We start from the raw sequence: 21,715 nt of genomic DNA on the forward strand, positions 1-21,715 counted from the left end.
ATATGGCAGACACGACAATGGCAAAGATTAACTGGCGGCATATTGAGATTTTCCATGCCGTGATGACCAGCGGCAACCTCACTCAGGCCGCAGAGATCCTGCACACCTCGCAGCCCACGGTCAGCCGGGAGTTAGCGCGGCTTGAGCAGCAACTCGGGCTGGAGTTATTTCAGCGGGTGCGAGGACGGCTGCAACCCACAGTGCAGGGGATCCGGCTGTTTGAGGAAGTACAGCGCTCGTGGTATGGCCTCGATCGTATCCGGGAAACCGCAGAAGGCCTGCGTCAGTTCCGCCAGGGCGAGCTGTCTCTGGCTTGCCTGCCCGTGTTTTCGCAGTCATTGCTCCCTCCCCTCTGCCACAGCTTTTTACACTCCTATCCCGATGTCAGCCTGAATATTATTCCGCAGGAGTCACCGGTCTTAGAGGAGTGGCTGTCAGCACAGCGTTATGATTTAGGCCTGACCGAAACACAACACGCGCCGCCGGGTACAGAAAGCTTGCCCTTACTGACCTGTGACGAAGTCTGTGTCTTGCCGCGCCATCATCCACTGTGTCAGCGCGAGGTGATTACGCCACAGGATTTTCACGGTGAAAGCTATGTCAGCCTGTCGCACAGCGATAGCTATCGTCAGTTGCTGGATGCCCTGTTTCATGAGCATGGCGTGGCACGTCGCATGGTGATGGAAACACACAGTGCGGCTTCCGTCTGTGCGATGGTAAAAGCCGGGGTAGGAATTTCGGTGGTGAACCCGCTAACGGCGCTGGATTATGCCGACAGTGGTGTGGTGATGCGGCGCTTTAGTATTGCGGTGCCCTTTACGGTCAGCTTGATTCGACCGCAGCACCGCCCGGCTTCCGCACTGGTTGATGCCTTTGTCCACCACCTGCAACAGCAGGTGGTGGCGTTTAGCGAGCGCATTAACGCTCAGCTCAATCAGGCACGGACAGGAGAAGACTGACCCCCGGTTTTGCGGAAGTTGATCAGGCACAGTACCAGACCAATCACCGCCAGTGCTGCCGCAGAGACCGGCACGGCGGTTAAACCGTAGCCTTTCTCAATCACAGCACCACCGACCCAGGCACCCAACGCATTACCCACGTTAAACGCGGCAATGTTCATGGTGGAGACGAGGTTAGGAGCATCTTTACCGTGACGCACCACGTTAATTTGCAGCCCGGGAACAATCGCAAAGGTCGCCATCGCCCACAGGAACAGCGTCACTTCCGCCAGCATGAAGGAGTGGCTGGTCCAGCTGAACAACAGCGAAAACAGCGCAATCAGGGCAAAGGAGAGGATCAACGCCACGGAGACTTTCCAGTCCGCCAGCTTGCCGCCTAAAATGTTCCCCACGGTCAGGCCAGCACCAATCAGGAACAACGTCCAGCTCACGCCACGGTTGCTGATGCCCGTCACCTGCAACAGCATCGGTGCGATATAGCTAAACAGCGCGAACATCGCCGCCGCAAAAAACACCGTCATCGCCAGTGATAACCACAGCTTGCCGTTACCCAGCGCACCAAACTCACGCGACAGATCGACCGGCTTTTCATCTTTGTTGGTCGGCAAGCTCATGATCAGGCTGATAAAGGCCAACACCCCGATGATTGCCACGCCCCAGAAGGTGGCGCGCCAGCCAAACAGCTGACCAAACCAGGTGCCCAAGGGCACGCCAAGTACGTTCGCCAGGGTCAAACCGGTGAACATCAGCGCTACAGCGGAAGCCTGCTTTCCTGGTGCGACCAGGCTGGCCGCCACCACCGAGCCGATACCGAAGAAAGCACCATGACACAGTGCCGTGACGATGCGCGCCAGCATCAGCAGGTTATAGCTATACGCGATAGCACACAGAATGTTGCCGACAATAAAAATCGACATCAGCAGCACCAACGTGCGTTTACGTGGCAGCTTCGCCGTCAGCAACGCCATGATCGGTGCGCCAATCGCCACGCCCAGCGCATAGCCGCTGATTAACCAGCCTGCGCTGGGAATCGAAACGTTGAGATCGCCAGCCACTTCTGGCAGCAATCCCATGATGACAAATTCGGTGGTGCCGATGGCGAATGCACTCATCGCCAACGCCAATAGTGCTATAGGCATAACCCAGTCTCCCAATACAGATGAATAACGCACCGGACGGCGCGCTGAGGCCACATCAATGTGTTGATGGTTGTTAAAATTTGAACTCCGTCACAGGCGCTATTAAATCACAGCAATTAATCAACATATAGCCTACTGGCGGCAAGGCTATCTTGCCTGCCAGGCAATAATTCAGTGGGCTAATTCAGTCAGAGGCAGATAATCCGCGGCCTGCGCGGCAAAAAAAAGCCCGACGGTTATCCACCATCGGGCTTTTTAACCGGAACTGAGAGGCTCAGTTCCGCACAGAGTGCTTACTTGCTGCCAGGACGCAGTGCCGGGAACAGGATAACGTCACGGATAGTGTGGCTGTTGGTGAACAGCATCACCATACGGTCGATACCGATGCCCAGACCCGCTGTTGGCGGCAGACCGTGTTCCAGAGCCGTTACGTAGTCTTCATCGTAGAACATCGCTTCGTCATCACCGGCATCTTTCGCGTTGACCTGCTGCAAGAAACGCTCAGCCTGATCTTCTGCATCATTCAGCTCGGAGAAGCCGTTACCGATTTCACGACCACCAATGAAGAATTCAAAGCGATCGGTGATTTCTGGGTTCTCATCATTACGACGCGCCAACGGAGAAACTTCCGCTGGGTATTCGGTGATGAAGGTCGGCTGCATCAGGTGCGCTTCCGCCGTCTCTTCGAAGATCTCAGTGACTACGCGGCCCAGACCCCAGCTCTTTTCGACTTTGATATGCAGTGACTGTGCAATCGCCACGGCTTTATCGAAATCGTCCAGATCGGCCAGATCGGTTTCTGGACGGTATTTCTTGATCGCTTCACGCATGGTGAGCTTCTCGAATGGCTTACCAAAGTCAAAGGTGTGTTCACCGTAAGGCACTTCGGTTTTGCCCAGAATGTCCTGTGCCAGGGTACGGAACAGGCTTTCGGTCAGTTCGATCAGATCTTTGTAATCCGCGTACGCCATATAGAGTTCCATCATGGTGAACTCTGGATTGTGACGTGGCGAGATACCTTCGTTACGGAAGTTACGGTTGATCTCGAATACGCGATCAAAACCGCCCACCACCAGACGCTTCAGGTAGAGTTCTGGCGCAATACGCAGGTACATATCGATGTCGAGCGCATTGTGATGGGTGATGAACGGACGCGCAGAAGCTCCGCCCGGAATCACCTGCATCATTGGCGTTTCCACTTCCATAAAGTCACGGTTCACCATGAACTGACGGATACCCGCCATGATCTGTGAACGGACTTTGAAGGTGTTACGTGAGTCATCGTTGGCGATCAGATCGAGGTAACGCTGACGATAACGGGTTTCCTGATCGGACAGGCCGTGGAACTTATCCGGCAGCGGACGCAGTGCTTTGGTCAGCAGACGCAGTTCGCTGATGTGAATCGACAGCTCACCGGTTTTCGTCTTGAACAACTTACCGCGGGCACCGAGGATATCGCCCAGATCCCACTTTTTGAACTGCTCGTTGTAGACGCCTTCTGGCAGATCGTCGCGTGAAACGTAGATCTGAATCTGGCCGCCAACATCTTGCAGGGTCGCAAACGAGGCTTTACCCATGATGCGGCGAGTCATCATACGACCGGCAACGCTGACTTCTACGCCGAGCGCTTCCAGCTCTTCGTTGCTCTTCTCATCATAGCTGGCGTGCAGCTTGTCAGAGGTGGTGTCACGACGGAAATCGTTGGGAAACGCCACGCCCTTTTCACGCAGCGCGCTGAGTTTTTCGCGACGGGTTTTCAGTTCGTTGTTTAGCTCAAGTGCGGCATCAGCGCTGTGCGGTTGTTGTTCAGACATGTCGGTTCCTTATAGCCCGGCTTTTAAACTTGCTTCAATAAATCGGTCGAGGTCGCCATCCAACACCGCCTGGGTGTTGCGGGTTTCTACGCTGGTACGCAGATCTTTGATGCGCGAGTCGTCAAGTACGTAAGAACGGATCTGGCTGCCCCAGCCAATGTCCGATTTGTTATCTTCCGCAGCCTGCTTGTCGGCATTTTTCTTCTGCATCTCATATTCGTACAGCTTGGCGCGCAACTGCTTAAAGGCCTGATCTTTGTTTTTGTGCTGTGAACGGTCGTTCTGGCACTGCACCACAATGTTGGTCGGCAAGTGGGTAATACGCACCGCTGACTCAGTTTTGTTAACGTGCTGACCACCCGCACCCGAGGCGCGGTAAACATCGATACGCAGATCGGCAGGGTTGATATCGATATCAATGTTGTCATCCACTTCCGGGTAAATAAACACGGAACTGAATGAGGTGTGGCGACGGCCACCGGAGTCAAACGGGCTCTTACGTACTAGGCGATGTACGCCGGTTTCAGTACGCAACCAGCCAAACGCATAGTCACCGATGATTTTGATGGTGGCAGATTTAGTGCCTGCAACTTCACCATCGGACTCTTCGATGATCTCGGTTTTGTAGCCCTTGGCTTCCGCCCAACGCAGGTACATACGCAGCAGCATGCTGGCCCAGTCCTGCGCTTCTGTACCGCCGGAACCGGCCTGGATATCCATGTAGCAGTCGGCGCTGTCGTATTCGCCAGAGAACATGCGGCGGAACTCAAGTTCGCCCAGCTTCTTCTCCAGACCGTCCAGTTCGCTTACCGCTTCGTTGAAGGTCTCTTCGTCGTCGGCTTCCACCGCCAGCTCCAGCAAACCTTCTACATCTTCGAGGCCCTGACGCATCTGATCCAGCGTTTCAACAATCGCTTCCAGCGAGGCGCGCTCTTTGCCCAGCGCCTGCGCGCGGTCAGGTTCGTTCCAGACGTCCGGCTGTTCCAGCTCGGCGTTAACTTCTTCTAAGCGTTCTTTCTTGGCATCGTAGTCAAAGATACCCCCGAAGAACGTCGCTGCGCTCACTGAGGTCTTGAATACGGTTTTTGACCGGGTTGATTTCAAACATGGCGATAGAATCTTTCTTTGCGATCGGTAAGATGGGATAAAAAGTAACGCGCTAGTCTACCTGAAACTGCTCCAGGTTTATAGCGCTGTTACCGTCTGCCAGGCGTTATACTGGCCAGATATGATCAATGATCAGCTGGACCGAGCGATTGCCGCGAAATTCATTAATATCCAGTTTATAAGCCAGTTCCACTTCGCGCACGCTGCTATCGGGCCAGAGTTGCGTATCGACGTTAAACGCAATCCCATCCAGCAGCGGGCCACCGTGTACCGGTTCGATCATCACTTTTAAATGCTTCTGTCCGACAATGCGCTGTTGTAACAACTTGAAGCGCCCATCAAACAGCGGTTCCGGGAAGTTTTGTCCCCATGGCCCCGCTTCGCGCAGCAGCTCGGCGGTAGGAATATCCAGCTCAGCAGGCGTGAGCGCCCCGTCAGACCAGATAATGCCCTGCGGCGCTTCGCCATCCAGCCATTCGTCGATCACTGCCGCAAACTGCGTACGGAACAGCGCAAAGTTCTCTTCTGGCAACGAAAGCCCTGCCGCCATGGCATGACCACCAAATTTCAGGATCAGCCCTGGATGGCGGCTGTCGATGCGCTCCAGCACATCACGCATGTGCAGACCTTGCACCGAACGCCCCGATCCTTTCAGCGTGCCGTCACCGGCAGGCGCAAAGGCGATCACCGGGCGGTGGAAGCGCTCTTTAAGGCGCGAGGCAAGAATACCCACTACGCCCTGATGCCATTCGGGATGATAAAACGCCAGCCCCAGCGGCAGATCCTGCGATTCGCGCACCAGCTGGTCACACAGCGTCATGGCTTCGCTCTGCATGCCCTGCTCAATCTCTTTCCGCGTCTGATTGAGGGCATCCAGCTCGCTGGCAAGCATCCGCGCCTGAGCCAAATCCTCCGTCAGCAACAGCGCCACCCCGACCGACATATCATCCAGCCTTCCGGCGGCATTAAGGCGCGGGCCAAGGGCAAAACCAAGGTCGCTGGCGACGAGCTGACGTGCATCGCGGTTAGCAATTTCCAACAGGGCGCGAATGCCCGGACGGCATTTGTTGGCGCGAATGCGGCTTAGCCCCTGCCATACCAGAATACGGTTGTTGTGATCGAGTGGCACCACATCCGCCACCGTACCCAACGCGACCAAATCCAGCCACTCCGCCAGATTCGGTTCTACGCGCTGTTCGCTAAACCAGCCCAGCGAACGCAGATGCGCGCGTAGTGCCAGCATCAGATAAAACGCGACCCCAACCCCGGCCAGCGCACTGGAAGGGAACTGACACTCGCTGAGATTGGGGTTGATGATCGCCGCCGCCAGCGGCAGTGAATCGCCGGGCAGGTGGTGATCGGTGATTAATACCGGGATGCCATGCCCGTTGGCGCATTCAACGCCCGCATGGGAGGAGATACCGTTATCCACCGTCAAAATCAGCTGTGCGCCACGCGCTCGCGCCTGCTCCACCACTTCGGGGCTCAGGCCGTAGCCATCATCAAAACGGTTCGGCACCAGGTACTGAATATCCTGACCGCCCATGCTGCGCAGGGCCAGAACGCTCAGGGCAGTGCTGGTGGCTCCGTCGGCATCAAAATCGCCCACCACCATAATCCGCCGCCCATCTGAGAGCGCCTGATGCAGCAGCGCGACTGCCGTATCAATGCCCGCCAGCGACTGGAAAGGCAGCAGGCTGCGCAGCCCGCGTTCCAGTTCACTGGCGTGCTGCACATTACGTTGTAAATAGAGGCGACGCAGCAGCGCGTGCATATCCGCCGGGAGATCGGTGTCGGTCTGGACTTTACGCCGCCGCAATTCAATCTGTTTCATCACCGGTGCTTAACCGCCCTGCTTCTGGCCATCAAGCGTCTGTTTCAGCTCTTGTGGGCTTTGGTAACCAGGGATCACCAGACCGGTGTCGGTGAAGATGGCAGGCGTGCCTTGGATGCCATACAGCAGGCCGAGTTGGTACTGCTTATCCAGATCGATATTGCACGAAGCAGGTGCTGCGGTTTGTGGCGCGTTGCCTTTCATCGCCGCATCAAATGCCGTCTGGCGATCTGCTGAACACCATACGGCTTTCATCGCCCGCTCAACTGAACCATGCAAGCCCTCACGCGGGAAGGCGAGGTAGCGCACGGTAATGCCCAGCGCATTGTAGTCCGCCATTTGTTCATGCAACTTGTGGCAATAGCCGCAGGTGATGTCGGTAAACACGGTGATCACATGCTGCTGCTTCGCCGCAGGATAGACAATCATCTCGGGTGCCAGCGCGGCCATTTTTTTATCCAGCACTTTATTGGTCGCATTCACCGGATGCGCACCGCTGACATCGTACAACGGCCCCTGGATCATCTGCTTGCCATCTTCACTGACGTACAACACGCCACTTTCTGATAGCACGGTTTTCATTCCCGGCAGCGGCGAAGGCAGAATTTCGGTCTGCTTGAGGCCGAGTTTTTTTAGCGACTGCTGAATAGCGCTGTCATCTGCATGGCTGGCGCTGACGAAGGTTCCCGCTAACAGTGCGAGAAGAAAGAGTCTTTTTTTCATGCTACGTCCTTTACTCCGCGCCTCAGGCACGGGGATGGTGCTGTGAATGTAACTGGCGCAGGCGCTCAGTAGCGACATGGGTGTAAATTTGCGTGGTAGAGAGATCGCTATGCCCTAGCAGCATCTGCACCACGCGCAGGTCCGCGCCGTGATTGAGCAGATGGGTTGCAAATGCGTGTCGTAGCACGTGGGGTGACAGCTTTTCAGCGTCAATCCCGGCCAGTACGGCGTAATGTTTTATGCGATGCCAGAAGGTTTGTCGCGTCATTTGTTGCGCCCGGTTACTGGGGAACATCACGTCCAGCGTCTGGCCGTTAAGCAACCACGGACGACCGTGCTCAAGATAATACTCCAGCCAGTAAACGGCCTCTTCACCTAATGGCACCATACGTTCTTTGTTGCCCTTACCGATCACCCGGACCACGCCTTGCCGCAGGCTGACGTCGCTGATGGTCAACCCCACCAGTTCAGAAACACGCAGCCCGGTAGCGTACAGCACTTCCAGCATGGCTTTATCGCGCAGTTCCAGTGGAATGTCGGTCGAGGGCGATTGCAGCAGGCGCTCTACCTGCGCCTCACTTAAATCTTTGGGGAGGCGCTGCGGCAATTTAGGCGCAGCCAGTAATGCGCTGGGATCGTCAGTGCGCAGCTTTTCACGGTAGAGATACTGGAAGATGCGGCGTAACGCACTCAGCATACGCGCGGAACTGGTGGCTTTGTAGCCGCCTTCGACTCGCTCCGCCAGGAAGGCTTGCAGATCCGCGGTGCTCGCATCGAGCAGCGTGAGTTGGTGATGGTGTAGCCACCCGGTAAAGGTATGCAGATCCTGACGATAGGAGGCCAGGGTGTTCTGCGCCAGATTACGCTCAATCCATAATGCATCGAGAAACTGCTCTGTCAGATCCTGATCCTGCACAATATGTCCGCCCTTTGCTATCAAACCCCGGCATTATGCCTGATTTTACGCCGTGGCTGATACCTTCGAGCGCACAGTTATCAATACCCTGCCGCATTCCATGCAGTCGGCAGCGGTGGCAAAGACGTGTACAATGCGGCCGCATATGTTTGATTACCGTGGCGACTGCAAACTCTAATGAAAATTGGTCTGTTTTACGGCTCCAGCACCTGCTACACCGAGATGGCAGCGGAAAAGATTCGCGACATTATCGGCGCAGAGCTGGTGACCCTGCACAATGTAAAGGATGACTCCCCCACTCTGATGCAGCAGTACGATCTGCTGATTCTGGGGATGCCGACGTGGGACTTTGGCGAACTGCAAGAGGACTGGGAGGCGATCTGGACCTCGCTGCCAGAGCTGGACCTCAACGGCAAAATTGTGGCGCTGTATGGTATGGGCGACCAGATTGGCTATGGTGAGTGGTTCCTGGATGCGATGGGCATGCTGTACGACGTCCTGAAGCCCATGGGCGTGCAGTTTGTCGGCTTCTGGCCGCTTGAAGGCTATGAGTTTACCAGCCCGAAACCGTTAAGCGAGGATGGCACACAGTTTGTTGGCCTGGCGCTGGACGAGGTCAATCAGTTTGAAGAGAGCGACGAACGGCTGGAACGCTGGTGCGAGCAAGTGCTGGTGGAGACCGCTGCGCTGCTTTGATGATGATCCCCTTTTCGCAGCGGTCGCGTGCCGCTGCGCGGGTTTTGACAGAATTTAGGGCTAATCTCGATAGCTGTGTGGGAAACGTTTATCAAGATATTTAAGCATCAGGTACACAATAAACACCGTAATGCCTATGTAAATGATCCGTTCTAGCCAAGTATCGAGATATAACAACCAAAACAAACTCAACCAAAACCATATCGTCCCAAGCAGCCCAGCCAGAAGTTCAAGTAAAAAGTAACCGAAAATTTTAGAGAAAGACTTAGCAAGATTTTTTACCATTGATGAGTTCTTCTGCTAAAGAAATTATTTTTTCGAAAGCTTCAGGCCCCTGAGTTCTTCTTACGTATAAAGCTTCCACGAAGGGCTGTACGGCTGGTTCAATTAAAAAGTAAAGCAAATCAAAATCCTTAAGATGCAAAGCATTCCATACTTCTGGATTGAAGCGTTGCAAACGTTGGGAAGTGTAAATACTTCGGTCTGCCATACCACCAACCAACAGTATATTCCCAAGAACAACTGCCCCACCTCTGTATAATGCATTATTCTTCACAGCAATTGCATTTGTCAAACGAGATGACAAAACTAAATTAGTTAGCATCCTACCGATAAAAGTACCAGTGATATCTCCTGTAGCACTATCTTGTTCTTTATCGGTCAAATAGCGCTTAAAGATGCAAAATATAATTTCAATACTCTTCCTAAAATTTTCACTCTCTAGTATTCCGTATCGGATAGCATTAGCCATTCGAATTTTTTCACTTTGTCTCAATGAGCGGCTTTCTGTATCAATAAACCCGTACGCCATGTAGGCTAAATCCTTTGGAACAGATAGCACCCCCATCATTATACCGACTTCTAGCTCGGGTGAGTTTATGATCCCTGCAATTCTTTTCGCAATTTCAATATATGAACTCATTCTTGCTTCCAGGTGGAAAAGTTTGAGATCAAATTCTAACGTCAAAATTTTAAAAAAATAAACCAAAGAAACGTCAAGAATCGTCTTTATTCCACACCACAATTTTTGACAATCAATAACGAGAACAGGTTACGTATTTAAATAAAACATGCGCCACTGTGGTTATTTATTCATTAAAGTTCATCGCTAAAACAGGCGGCGCGCAGCGTGCGCCAGTCGCGGGGTGTCATGGCATCTTCATGTAGCCAGAAGCGTAACGTTTTTCCGTTTTCATTTTGCAGCTGTAATAATACCGCCCAGGGTAGCCAGCGTGGCGGATGGATTATCTGCCAGCGTTTATATTGCCAGCGCCAGTAAATATGATCTTCACGTGCCAGAATACCGCAGTATTGTTGCCGATGACGGGAACAGATATATCCTTCATAGACCACTGGCGGAATAAGTAATAGCCACCAAAAGGAAGAACAGGCCGCCGCCATAATGCTGCACAGCAGGCTGCTAAACAGCAGCCGCTGAAGCCAGGCAGCGCGACGCGAGAGGCGTAGATTACATTGCCACTGGGCCACGTGCGCGATTACGCTGCTGAATCAACTTCACCATACGTTTTAGCTCGGGGTCGGCTGGCTCGCCGTGATCCATCATCCAGTTGAACAGGTCCGGATCGTCACTCTTTAACAATGCTACAAATACCTGCTTATCGGTATCGTCCAGGCCGTCAAACTCGTAGCGAAAGAACGGCATAATCGCCACATCCAGCTCCAACATGCCGCGACGACAAGCCCACTGAATACGCGATTTTTCGTGAATATCCATCTGTCAGCTTCCACAGTGCAAAAAGTGGCGTTAGTGTAACCTGGTTTTATGCAATATGTAGACATACAGAAGGGCTTTGCGCGGTCTGCTGCAACAGCAGCGCCACAGTGAGCAGGGTTATCACGCGATTTGTGCGCCAGATTCCGTAAAGCAGTTGCAAAGCCAGAGCGCTCTTTTAACATTGAAGCACTATTTCGGAAGAATCACTGGAATCAGGATATCCCTATGACCATTTTTACCTTACCGCCACGTCAGCCAGCGGCGGCGGCTCGTCTGCCACTCACGCTGATTTCTCTTGAGGGCTGGGCACTGGTTTCAGTGCAGGGCAAAGACAGCACCAGCTATCTGCAAGGCCAGTTGACGCTGGACGTTGCCGCGCTGGAAAGCAATCAGCACCGCCCTACCGCACACTGCGATGCCAAAGGCAAAATGTGGAGTTCACTGCGCCTGTTCCATCGTGGCGAAGGGTTTGCCTATCTGGTGCGCCGCGAACTGCGCGAAAAGCAGCTCGCAGAACTGAAGAAATATGCGGTATTCGCAAAAGTCACACTGTTGCCAGACGATGAAGCCACCCTGCTGGGCGTAGCCGGTTTTCAGGCCCGTGCCGCGCTAAGCAAGCTGTTCACCACCTTGCCGGACAGCACGACACCGGTAGTCCAACTGGGTGACACTACCATTTTGTGGTTCGAACACCCCGCAGAGCGTTTCCTGGTTGTCACTACGGAAGATCAGGCCAAAGCGCTACAGGTTGCGTTGGCCGATGATGCGCAGCTCAACGACAGCCAGCAGTGGCTGGCACTGGAGATTGAAGCCGGGATTGCGGTGATAGAACCGGCTAACAGCGAGCAGTTGCTGCCGCAGGCAACCAACCTGCAAGCCCTGGATGCCATCAGCTTCAAGAAAGGCTGTTACAGCGGCCAGGAGATGGTGGCACGAGCTAAGTACCGTGGTGCCAACAAACGCGCCCTTTACTGGCTGGCGGGCAGCGCTTCACGCGTGCCTGCGGCAGCGGATTCGCTGGAGTTGCAACTGGGTGAAAGATGGCGTCGCACCGGTACTGTACTCACAGCAGTACAACTGGATGACGGCACGGTTTGGGTGCAGGTCGTACTGAATAACGATCTGGAAGCAGAGAGTGTGTTACGGGTGGAAGGAGATGAAACCAGCAAACTGACCATTCAACCACTGCCGTATTCACTGTCTGAAGGTTAACCGGACAATTCACACCGCTGCTTCAACCAGCGGTGTGAATAAAACCATTTAATTCACATAGAAGTAAATGGCGCAGAAATGGCAGATGCTGCCACCCAGCACAAACCCGTGCCAGATCGCGTGGTTATAAGGGATGCGGCGCGCCACATAGAAGATCACCCCCAGCGAATAGACAATTCCACCCGCAGCCAGCAGCCACACGCCACCCGCAGAAAGCCGGGTCGCCAGTTGATAAATGACAATCAGCGACAGCCATCCCATCCCCAGATAGGTGATTAACGAGAGTGCCTTAAAGCGATGGGCAATCGTCAGCTTGAAGATGATCCCCAGCAGTGCCAGCCCCCAGATCACCACCATCAACCCATGGGCTAGCGGTGACTTGAGCCCCACCAGCAAGAACGGGGTATAGGTGCCGGCAATCAGTAAGTAGATGGCACAGTGGTCAAATTTTTTCAGCCATATTTTTGCCCGCTGATGCGGGATAGCGTGATACAGCGTCGACGCGAGAAACAGCAAAATCATACTGCCGCCGTAGAGGCTGTAACTGGTGATAGCAGTGATATCCGCGCGCATCTCAGTGGCCTGAGTCAGCAGTAACACCAGACCGACAATGCCAAACACACAGCCAATACCGTGACTGATGCTGTTGGCAATCTCCTCGGCCAGCGAGTATCCACGGGCGATTAAACGGTTTTCTGTCATAACAATTACGTCCTGCCGCAGTTGTTGGGGATTTTCTGCACAACAGAGTAGCGAAGAATTATTTCAGAGTACACTTGTACGCTTAAATTAAATTATGAATGCTTGTTACTGCTCAACCTGATTAGAATAGCCGTTGTGGATGAAGGTAAAATTGCAGCGGATGATGGAAAGTGGCGTGGGAAACAATGCGGGCAGCATCGCTGTCACGATGCTGCCCGCTGTTTTTTATCCCTGATAAATCAGGGGAGTAAAAGCAAATTACTGATAATCGCTCATCGGCACGCAGGCGCAGAACAGGTTACGGTCACCGAACACATCGTCCAGCCGTTTCACCGTTGGCCAGTATTTATTTTCACTGCCTGCCGGGAAGACCGCCAGTTCGCGGCTATAGGCATGTTGCCAGTCGCCAACGATTTCACGCTGCGTATGCGGTGCATTTACCAGCGGGTTATCGTCTTTCGGCCATTCACCATCAGCAACACGGTCGATCTCCATGCGAATCGCCAGCATCGCGTCAATGAAGCGGTCTAGCTCTGGCTTCGCTTCGGATTCAGTAGGCTCAACCATCAATGTACCCGGTACCGGGAACGACATGGTTGGCGCATGGAAGCCGTAATCAATCAGACGCTTAGCAATATCAAGTTCGCTGATGCCGGTCTGTTCTTTCAGTGGGCGAATATCCAGGATGCATTCGTGCGCCACACGACCATCACGCCCGGTGTACAAGATCGGATAGGCGGATTGCAGACGACGTGCAATATAGTTGGCATTGAGAATAGCCACCGAACTGGCCTGACGCAGTCCCTGTGCGCCCATCATACGAATATACATCCAGCTAATGGGCAGAATAGACGCACTGCCAAACGGCGCAGCGGATACCGCGCCTTGCTGGGTTAACATGCCGTCAATTTGCACAACGCTATGGCCCGGTACAAAAGGTGCCAGATGCGCTTTTACGCCAATCGGCCCCATGCCTGGCCCACCGCCGCCGTGTGGAATACAGAAGGTTTTATGCAGGTTAAGATGTGAAACGTCGGCACCAATGTAGCCCGGCGTGGTGATCCCCACCTGCGCATTCATATTGGCACCGTCAAGGTAAACCTGGCCGCCGTATTGGTGCACGATCTGGCATACCTCACGAATGGTCTCTTCATAAACGCCATGCGTCGAAGGATAGGTCACCATGATGCAGGAGAGGGCTTCACCCGCCTGCTCCGCTTTGGCGCGCAGGTCATGGAGATCGATATTGCCCTGTTTGTCACAGGCCACCACCACCACATCCATCCCTGCCATCTGTGCGGAAGCGGGGTTTGTGCCGTGCGCTGAAGCGGGGATCAGGCAGAGATGGCGACGGCCTTCACCACGGCTTTCGTGGTAGCGTCGAATCGCCAGCAGGCCAGCATACTCCCCCTGCGCGCCGGAGTTCGGCTGCATACAGAGAGCATCATAGCCGGTGAGCTGTACCAGCCATTGCGAAAGCTGGCTGATCATCTGTAGGTAACCCGTTGCCTGCTCCGCCGGGCAGAACGGATGCAGTTCTGCAAATTCCGGCCAGGTAATCGGGATCATCTCCGCTGCGGCATTGAGTTTCATGGTGCAAGAGCCGAGCGGGATCATGGCCTGATTCAGCGCCAGATCTTTTTTCTCCAGGCTGTGCATGTAGCGCATCATCTCGGTTTCACTGTGATAGCGATTAAATACCGGATGGGTCAAAAACGCCTGTTGGCGCTGGATCGCCTGCGGAATCACAGGTTCTGCGGCAGCGACTTGTGCATCCAGCGTATCGATATCTTGCCCGTGCGCATCTCCCAGCAGAATGGCAAACAGCGCCAACACGTCTTCGCGCGAGGTCGTTTCATCCAGCGTAACCCCAACGGCATGATGAATATCAGTACGCAGGTTGACGCCAAAACTCAACGCACGGTTAAGTACAGCGGCCTTGTCAGCCACTTCAACGGTGATCGTATCAAACCACTGCTGATGACGGAGTTTCAGGCCCGCAGCCTGTAAGCCAGCAGCCAGAATCGAGGTCAGGCGATGGATGCGCCCGGCGATCCGCTGCAACCCTTCCGGGCCATGATAGACCGCGTACATCCCGGCAATATTGGCGAGCAAAACCTGTGAAGTACAGATATTGGAGTTCGCTTTTTCACGGCGGATATGTTGCTCACGCGTCTGCATTGCCATGCGCAGAGCGGTGTTGCCCGCGGCATCGCGTGAAACGCCAATAATTCGGCCTGGCATCGCACGTTTATACTCATCGCGGCTGGCAAAGAATGCAGCGTGAGGTCCGCCATAGCCCATCGGCACGCCGAAACGTTGAGCGGAACCAAACACGATGTCTGCCCCGAATTTGCCCGGGGCTTCCAGTTGGATCAGTGCCATAAAATCAGCGGCTACGCTGACGATGACGCCACGTTCTTTCAGGCTGGTAATCAGGTCACGGTAGTCATGCACTTCACCGCTGGTGCCAACCTGTTGTAATAGCACGCCAAACAGATCCTGGTGATCCCGCGCTTTCTCGGGACTGTCGATAATCAGCTCAAAACCAAAGGTGGCCGCACGAGTGCGCACCACATCCAGCGACTGCGGATGCAGATCGTCAGCAATAAAGAATTTATTGGCGGTTTTGAGTTTGCTGACGCGCTTCGCCATCGCCATCGATTCGGCTGCAGCCGTCGCTTCATCCAGTAATGAAGCGGAGGCGATATCCAGTCCGGTGAGGTCCAGCGTGAGGGTCTGGAAATTGAGTAAAGCTTCCAGACGCCCCTGAGAAACTTCAGGCTGGTAGGGGGTATAAGCGGTGTACCAGCCTGGATTCTCCAGCAGGTTGCGTAAAATTACCGGCGGTGTAACCACTGCACTGTAGCCCATGCCGATCCAGGATTTATAACGCTGATTCTGACTGGCAATCGCCTTGAGTTCAGCCAGCGCCTGCTGCTCGGTTGCTGATTCACCAATCGCTGGTGGGCCTGGTAGCTGAATATCAGCCGGGACCAGCGAGGAGATAAGCGACTCCAGAGAACTGGCCCCAATAGTATCTAACATGGTCGCCTGTTGAGCAGGTGTTGGGCCAATATGGCGAGCAACAAAGGCAGTGGCATTTTCGAGCTGATTTAGCGTTTTAGTCATGAGCATTTACATCCTGGTCGGAACGAAAAACAGTGACAGCAAACAAATGATACGGCCTGTCTGACAGGCCGTGACAACCTACCTACTTTAAGCTTATTCAGTGTCTACCAGCTTTTTATAAGCTTCCGCGCTTAACAGGCCATCAAAGCTAGCAGCATCATCTGGCTTCAGTTTGAAGATCCAGCCATCGCCATAAGGTTCCTGGTTAAGCAGGTCAGGATCGGCCTCCAGATCCTCATTTTTTTCCAGAATTTCACCACTTACCGGCAGAAAAATATCGGAAACAGCTTTCACTGACTCAACGTTGCCGACTTCATCTCCAGCTTTCAGTTTTTTGCCTACGGTGTCGAAATCGAGATAGACCACATCACCCAGCAATTGCTGCGCATGGTCGGTAATACCTACTGTCAGAGTACCGTCTGCTTCTTTACGCACCCACTCATGCTCTTCGGTGTATTTTAAATCGCCTGGGACATTGCTCATTTCTGTTGCTCCTTAACGCTATGATTGCGGGACCGGTTTACCGGCCCGGACAAAAACGGGTTTGGTTACGCTGACCGCAATTTCACGACCGCGAATCTCAACTATAGCGCGATCGCCAACGCCTGCGGGCACTCTGGCAAAGGCAATGCTGTAGCCGAGCGTAGGTGAAAAGGTGCCGCTGGTGATAACCCCTTGCTGCGGTGTACCGCTGGCATCCGTGAAGCGCACCTGAGTACCGCTGCGCAGCACGCCTTTTTCCTGCATCACCAGCCCAACCAGTTTATCTACGGACTGTTTCCGCTGTGCTTCTAACGCAGCGCGACCGATAAAATCACGCTCCGCAGGCTCCCAGCTAATGGTCCAGCCCATGTTGGCCGCGAGCGGCGAAATACCTTCGTCCATGTCCTGGCCATAGAGATTCATTCCCGCTTCAAGACGCAGCGTATCGCGTGCGCCGAGGCCGGCAGGGCTAACGCCTGCGGCTAACAGCTGCTGCCAGAACGCTTCAACCTGATCGTTGGGCAATGCAATTTCGTAGCCATCTTCACCGGTATAGCCAGTAGTAGCGATAAACAGCTCACCGGTTTGTACGCCGTAAAAGGGCTTCATTCCGGCGACAGCCGCACGTTGTTCATCCGTCAGCAGGGTGGCGACTTTGGCTTTGGCGTTGGGTCCTTGTACTGCCACCATCGCCAGATCGGTACGCTCTGTGATTTCAACGCCAAACGCGCTGGCGTGCTGGGCGATCCAGGCCAAATCTTTGTCGTGTGTGGCGGAGTTGACCACCAGGCGGAAGGCGTTCTCTGCGAGGAAATAGACAATCAAGTCATCAATGACGCCGCCGGAGGCATTGAGCATCCCGCTGTACAGGGCTTTGCCCGGTTGGGTCAGTTTGGCCACGTCATTTGCCAGCAAATAGCGCAGGAATTCGCGCGTACGGGCACCCTGCAAATCGACAATAGTCATGTGAGAAACATCAAATACGCCCGCGTCATTGCGCACGGCGTGATGTTCATCAATTTGTGAACCGTAGCTCAGGGGCATCATCCAGCCGTGAAAATCGACCATACGCGCACCACTGGCTTTGTGCTGCTGGAACAACGGAGTTTGCTGAGTCATTCATCATCCTCAATTCACCGGGGCGGCGCTAAACACAAGCGACGCAAACGTTCTCTCTTCTGCTGAAACTACCACTGAAAGCGACGCGAAACCATAAGCAGAATGAGGTCGAATCCTGACACAGCACTTGAGGCAGGAAAACGGCAAATCAGCGTGATTAACCAAAAACAGGAAGTAAATCACATCAAATGGGAGGAAAAACACCTTTTAACCAGCAAAAATGGGATGTGGATTCCAGATAAAAGTAGGAGCCTGTTTTTATATTCGCTATTTCGAATTAGAAAATGTAATGCGAATGAGTGCGTAAAATTAGAATAAATCAAACGAAGCGTCACGCTGGTGCAGTGATGCTTTGTTTCAGTGCAAAAGGGGTAAAACGGCGGGAGGCGCCCCGCCAGAAGGGAGGAAATTAACGCAGCCAGTGCGGCAGATCGTTCAGGCCCATCGCCTGTTTGAGCATCATAGGCTTCACGCCTGGCAGGGTGTCTGCCAGCTTGAGCCCGACATCGCGCAACAGCTTTTTCGCTGGATTAACGCCAGCAAACAGCTCGCGGAACCCCTGCATACTGGCCAGCATCAGCGCAGCGCTGTGCTTACGCGTCCGCTCATAGCGGCGCAGATACAGATGCTGTCCAATGTCTTTGCCTTCCTGGTGCAGACGGCGAATTTCACCAATCAACTCTGCCGCATCCATAAACCCGAGATTGACGCCCTGTCCTGCCAGAGGATGGATGGTGTGAGCGGCATCGCCGACTAATGCCAGACGATGTGCCGCGAAATTACGCGCATAGCGGGCCATCAGTGGGAACGTCTGCCGTTCACTCTCCAGATGACATAAACCGAGACGCATATCAAAAGCCACTGACAGCTGCTGCGTGAACAGCGCTTCTGGCATGCTCTGCAAGCGAGTGGCTTCCTGCGGTGACAGTGACCAGACAATAGACGAGAGGTGTGGATCATGCATTGGCAGGAAAGCCAGAATGCCGTCACCGTGGAACACCTGACGCGCTACCGCATCATGTGGCAAGTCAGTGCGGATGTTGGCAACCAGTGCATGATGGTCGTAATCCCAGAATGTCAGAGGAATGTCCGCTTTATCACGTAGCCAGGAGTTGGCACCGTCTGCGGCCACCAGCAGGCGCGCGGTTAACATCGAACCGTCCTGCAAAGTGACGAAGGCGTCGTTCTCACCGAAGGCCACCTGCTGCAACTGAGTCGATGAAATCAAGGTGACGTCACTGCAAGCGCTGGCACGTTGCCATAACGCGCTATGGATCACCGGATTTTCAATGATATGACCCAGGTGGGTCAGACCTTGCTGGTCATCATCAAAAGAGATCGAACCAAAGCTGTCCTGATCCCAGACTTCCATACCGTGATAAGCAGTCGCACGGCTTGCCAGAATTTGTGACCACACATCGAGCTTTTGCAGTAAGCGCTCGCTGGCCGCATTGATGGCAGAAACCCGCACTGAGGGTGCTGAGGTGGCATCAAACGTGGGCTCTGGAGCCTGTTCCAGTACCGCTACGCGCAGCCCGCTGCCCTGTAATCCACAGGCAACAGCCAGCCCGACCATTCCACCACCTGCGATGGCCACATCAAAAGTTTGCATTGGTGCCTCTTAGTTATCGCTTAACCCAGCCAAGCGTACGCTCAGCGAGGAGACTTCGCAGCCACGGAAGGTTGTCCATCGCTATTAATCCCAGATTACGTCCTACGACCAGCGACGTGTAGCGGTTCGCGAACAGCCTGACCAAGCCATCGGTTAATGCGATGGTGGTTGAGCGATCGTCCGCACGCCGCTGTTGATAATGTTGCAATACGCTGTAGCTACCGGGATCTTGCTGTTGTCGATAGGCCGCTGCCAGCGTCTCTGCCAGCGACATCACATCACGCAGGCCGAGGTTGAAGCCCTGCCCGGCAATCGGGTGTAGCGTCTGTGCCGCATTCCCTACTAGCGCCAAACGGTGTGAAACCTGTTGTGAAGCCGTGGTCAGCGCTAACGGATAGATTTCACGCTGTCCGGTGGCCACAAAACGCCCCAGCCGCCAGCCAAACGCCTGTTGCAGCTGGTGTAAGAAAGTCGCTTCATCCCAGGCCGCAATTTCAGCGTGGGCGCTGACAGGATGACACCATACCAGTGAAAGGCGGTTATTGCTCATCGGCAACAGGGCCAATGGGCCGTTTGCGGTAAAGCGTTCAAACGCGCGCCCCTGATGCGGCTGTTGCGTCGTGACGTTGGCAATCAAAGCCACTTGCTGATAGTCATCCTGCTGCCAACTAATACCACACTGTGCTGCCAGCGTAGAACGTGAGCCATCCGCCGCAACCAGTAGCTGCCCCGTAAGTTGCTCGCCGCTAGCGAGCTGAACCGTGACGCTGTCCTGAGTTCGCTGGCTGGAGACCACATGGTCGGGGCAACGTAAAGTGACTCCCGGAGCCTGCTTTAAACGATGAAACAGCTGCTGGCCTACGTCGAACAGCTCTACCACCTGCCCTAATGCCGGAATGCCATACTCTTCAGCATTGACTGAAACAAAACCCGCATGGCCGCGATCCGAGACGTGAACATCGGTGATCGCTGTAGTGTAAGGGGCAATAGCAGACCAGAGATTGATATTCATCAACTGCTGGCAAGTCCCGGCGGCTAGCGCAATCGCCCGGCTGTCAAAACCAGGATGGCTTCGGCTTTCAGGTTGATGACGCTCAATCAGCGTGACCGGCAGTTTTCCACCGGTCAAATGGGAGATCGCCAGAGCCAGCGTGGCCCCCGTCATACCGCCGCCCGCAATAATTATACTCATGCCTGTTTTGCCGCTGCCATTAATGCCTCAATTGCGTCTGCGTCTTTGACTACGCTGTCGGTCAGGTTTTCATTGCCCGTTGCGGTGATCACGATGTCATCTTCAATACGAATCCCGATACCACGATACTGAGCCGGAACATCCGCATCAGGCGCGATGTACAAGCCTGGCTCTACGGTTAATACCATTCCGGGTTCCAGTAGGCGATCGCGGCTTGGAGTGCCGTAGTCACCGACATCATGCACATCCAGTCCCAACCAATGACCCAGTCCATGCATGTAGAACTGGCGATGGGCGTTTTCTGCCATAAGCGTTTCCACATCACCCTGCAATATGCCTAGCGCGACCAGCCCGGTAACCATAATACGTACAACTTCGTCGTTCACTTCGCGAATGCTTACGCCAGGACGATACAGCGCCAGCGCCTTATAAAGCGATGCCAGCACGATGTCATAGATTTCACGCTGTGCAGGGGTAAATTTACCGTTGACCGGGAAGGTGCGGGTGATATCCCCGGCATAGCCGTGAAACTCACAGCCGGCGTCAATCAGAACCAGGTCGCCATCCTGCATTTCGCTTTCATTTTCGGTGTAATGCAGGATGCAGCCATTTTCTCCCGCACCCACAATCGTGTTGTAGGAGGGGAAACGCGCACCGTGACGGGAGAATTCATGATGGATTTCCCCCTCAAGCTGATATTCGTACATGCCTGGACGGCAGTTTTCCATCGCTCGCGTATGGGCCAGCGCACTGATTTTTCCTGCGCGGCGCAGAATCTCTAACTCTTCGGCATCCTTAAACAGGCGCATTTCATGCACCCAGGGACGCCAGTCGGTTTGTGTTGCAGGGGCTTTCAGGTTCTGGCGGAAGCCGCGCCGCAGTTTATCCAACGCGCCATTCACCTGCTCGTCAGCCTCGGCGTACTGGCCCTGAGCGTGATAGACCACATCCAGCCCGTTGAGCAGTTGGTAGAGTTGCTCTTGAATATCATCCCACGGCAGAGCACGATCAACGCCTAATCGCGCTGGCGCAGCATCCTGGCCCAAACGGCGGCCAAACCAAATCTCAGCGGTGAGATCGCGCACGCGGTTAAACAGCACGCTATGGTTATGGTTTTCATCACTCTTAATCAGCACCAGCAGCGCTTGCGGCTCATTGAATCCGGTGAAATACCAGAAGTCACTGTTTTGCCGAAAGTTGTATTCCGTGTCATTGCTGCGGGTCACTTCGGGTGCAGCAAAGATCAATGCCGCACTGCCGCTAGCCATTTTGGCTAACAGCGCCTGACGCCGTTGCTGGAAGGTTTCCAGTGTAATCATGCTCTGCACTCCCTGTTGAAA

Annotated in this window: 19 protein-coding genes; 3 read left to right on the top strand and 16 right to left on the bottom strand. The window is 54.2% G+C overall.

What is annotated here, in order from left to right:
* The first annotated feature begins 17 nt into the window (after window positions 1-17).
* A complete protein-coding gene (locus B880_RS0120140) occupies window positions 18-959 on the top strand; it encodes a LysR family transcriptional regulator (RefSeq protein WP_017349269.1) in 942 nt (313 codons plus the stop codon).
* On the opposite strand, the gene B880_RS0120145 is transcribed toward B880_RS0120140, so the two are convergent.
* The 6 genes from B880_RS0120145 to xerD form a co-directional block, all read right to left on the bottom strand.
* A complete protein-coding gene (locus B880_RS0120145) occupies window positions 935-2,098 on the bottom strand; it encodes an MFS transporter (protein ID WP_026042803.1) in 1,164 nt (387 codons plus the stop codon). The two genes, B880_RS0120140 and B880_RS0120145, sit on opposite strands and share 25 nt — an antisense overlap.
* A 293-nt stretch (window positions 2,099-2,391) precedes the next feature.
* A complete protein-coding gene (gene lysS, locus B880_RS0120150; RefSeq protein WP_017349271.1) occupies window positions 2,392-3,912 on the bottom strand; it encodes a lysine--tRNA ligase in 1,521 nt (506 codons plus the stop codon).
* A gap of 9 nt (window positions 3,913-3,921) precedes the next feature.
* A protein-coding gene (gene prfB, locus B880_RS26225) for a peptide chain release factor 2 (RefSeq protein ID WP_157060595.1) occupies window positions 3,922-5,020 on the bottom strand; the annotation gives its coding sequence in 2 pieces (ribosomal slippage) (window positions 3,922-4,944 and window positions 4,946-5,020; 1,098 coding nt in all).
* A 105-nt stretch (window positions 5,021-5,125) separates the two neighbouring features.
* The gene (recJ, locus tag B880_RS0120160) at window positions 5,126-6,853 is read right to left on the bottom strand and encodes a single-stranded-DNA-specific exonuclease RecJ (protein ID WP_017349272.1); all 1,728 of its coding nucleotides are present in this window, start codon (window positions 6,851-6,853) and stop codon (window positions 5,126-5,128) included.
* A 9-nt stretch (window positions 6,854-6,862) separates the two neighbouring features.
* Window positions 6,863-7,576 (bottom strand): bifunctional protein-disulfide isomerase/oxidoreductase DsbC, encoded by a 714-nt coding sequence (dsbC, locus tag B880_RS0120165; RefSeq protein ID WP_017349273.1) that lies wholly within the window; start codon window positions 7,574-7,576, stop codon window positions 6,863-6,865.
* Between the two features lie 22 nt (window positions 7,577-7,598).
* Complete coding sequence (gene xerD / locus B880_RS0120170; protein WP_017349274.1) at window positions 7,599-8,492, bottom strand: site-specific tyrosine recombinase XerD; 894 nt, start codon at window positions 8,490-8,492, stop codon at window positions 7,599-7,601.
* A 177-nt stretch (window positions 8,493-8,669) separates the two neighbouring features.
* On the opposite strand from xerD, the gene fldB reads away from it, so the two are divergent.
* Window positions 8,670-9,188 carry a flavodoxin FldB gene (fldB, locus tag B880_RS0120175; protein ID WP_017349275.1) on the top strand — a complete coding sequence of 173 codons (519 nt, stop codon included), beginning with the start codon at window positions 8,670-8,672 and terminating at the stop codon, window positions 9,186-9,188.
* Between the two features lie 265 nt (window positions 9,189-9,453).
* Here fldB and B880_RS0120185 read toward each other — a convergent pair whose 3' ends face one another.
* From B880_RS0120185 to sdhE, 3 genes are all read right to left on the bottom strand, one after another.
* Window positions 9,454-10,110 (bottom strand): hypothetical protein, encoded by a 657-nt coding sequence (locus B880_RS0120185; protein WP_017349277.1) that lies wholly within the window; start codon window positions 10,108-10,110, stop codon window positions 9,454-9,456.
* A gap of 173 nt (window positions 10,111-10,283) precedes the next feature.
* A complete protein-coding gene (locus B880_RS25340; protein ID WP_017349278.1) occupies window positions 10,284-10,676 on the bottom strand; it encodes a protein YgfX in 393 nt (130 codons plus the stop codon).
* Window positions 10,657-10,923 carry an FAD assembly factor SdhE gene (gene sdhE / locus B880_RS0120195; protein WP_017349279.1) on the bottom strand — a complete coding sequence of 89 codons (267 nt, stop codon included), beginning with the start codon at window positions 10,921-10,923 and terminating at the stop codon, window positions 10,657-10,659. The genes B880_RS25340 and sdhE overlap by 20 nt, the downstream gene beginning before the upstream one ends.
* Before the next feature lie 225 nt (window positions 10,924-11,148).
* On the opposite strand from sdhE, the gene ygfZ reads away from it, so the two are divergent.
* On the top strand, window positions 11,149-12,135 hold the full coding sequence (gene ygfZ, locus B880_RS0120200; protein WP_017349280.1) for a tRNA-modifying protein YgfZ: 987 nt from the start codon (window positions 11,149-11,151) through the stop codon (window positions 12,133-12,135).
* Between the two features lie 48 nt (window positions 12,136-12,183).
* Here the strand turns inward: ygfZ and trhA are convergent, their stop codons facing one another.
* From trhA to pepP, 7 genes are all read right to left on the bottom strand, one after another.
* On the bottom strand, window positions 12,184-12,837 hold the full coding sequence (trhA, locus tag B880_RS0120205) for a PAQR family membrane homeostasis protein TrhA (RefSeq protein ID WP_017349281.1): 654 nt from the start codon (window positions 12,835-12,837) through the stop codon (window positions 12,184-12,186).
* Between the two features lie 258 nt (window positions 12,838-13,095).
* The gene (gcvP, locus tag B880_RS0120210) at window positions 13,096-15,969 is read right to left on the bottom strand and encodes an aminomethyl-transferring glycine dehydrogenase (RefSeq protein ID WP_026042807.1); all 2,874 of its coding nucleotides are present in this window, start codon (window positions 15,967-15,969) and stop codon (window positions 13,096-13,098) included.
* Between the two features lie 93 nt (window positions 15,970-16,062).
* Window positions 16,063-16,452 carry a glycine cleavage system protein GcvH gene (gene gcvH / locus B880_RS0120215; RefSeq protein ID WP_017349283.1) on the bottom strand — a complete coding sequence of 130 codons (390 nt, stop codon included), beginning with the start codon at window positions 16,450-16,452 and terminating at the stop codon, window positions 16,063-16,065.
* An 18-nt stretch (window positions 16,453-16,470) separates the two neighbouring features.
* Window positions 16,471-17,571 (bottom strand): glycine cleavage system aminomethyltransferase GcvT, encoded by a 1,101-nt coding sequence (gene gcvT / locus B880_RS0120220; RefSeq protein WP_017349284.1) that lies wholly within the window; start codon window positions 17,569-17,571, stop codon window positions 16,471-16,473.
* Between the two features lie 409 nt (window positions 17,572-17,980).
* Window positions 17,981-19,183 carry an FAD-dependent 2-octaprenylphenol hydroxylase gene (ubiI, locus tag B880_RS0120225; protein ID WP_017349285.1) on the bottom strand — a complete coding sequence of 401 codons (1,203 nt, stop codon included), beginning with the start codon at window positions 19,181-19,183 and terminating at the stop codon, window positions 17,981-17,983.
* A 13-nt stretch (window positions 19,184-19,196) separates the two neighbouring features.
* On the bottom strand, window positions 19,197-20,375 hold the full coding sequence (ubiH, locus tag B880_RS0120230) for a 2-octaprenyl-6-methoxyphenyl hydroxylase (protein WP_017349286.1): 1,179 nt from the start codon (window positions 20,373-20,375) through the stop codon (window positions 19,197-19,199).
* Window positions 20,372-21,694 (bottom strand): Xaa-Pro aminopeptidase, encoded by a 1,323-nt coding sequence (gene pepP / locus B880_RS0120235; protein ID WP_017349287.1) that lies wholly within the window; start codon window positions 21,692-21,694, stop codon window positions 20,372-20,374. The genes ubiH and pepP overlap by 4 nt, the downstream gene beginning before the upstream one ends.
* Between the last annotated feature and the right edge of the window lie 21 nt (window positions 21,695-21,715).

Source organism: Pantoea sp. A4 (assembly GCF_000295955.2).
GTDB lineage: Bacteria > Pseudomonadota > Gammaproteobacteria > Enterobacterales > Enterobacteriaceae > Pantoea > Pantoea multigeneris.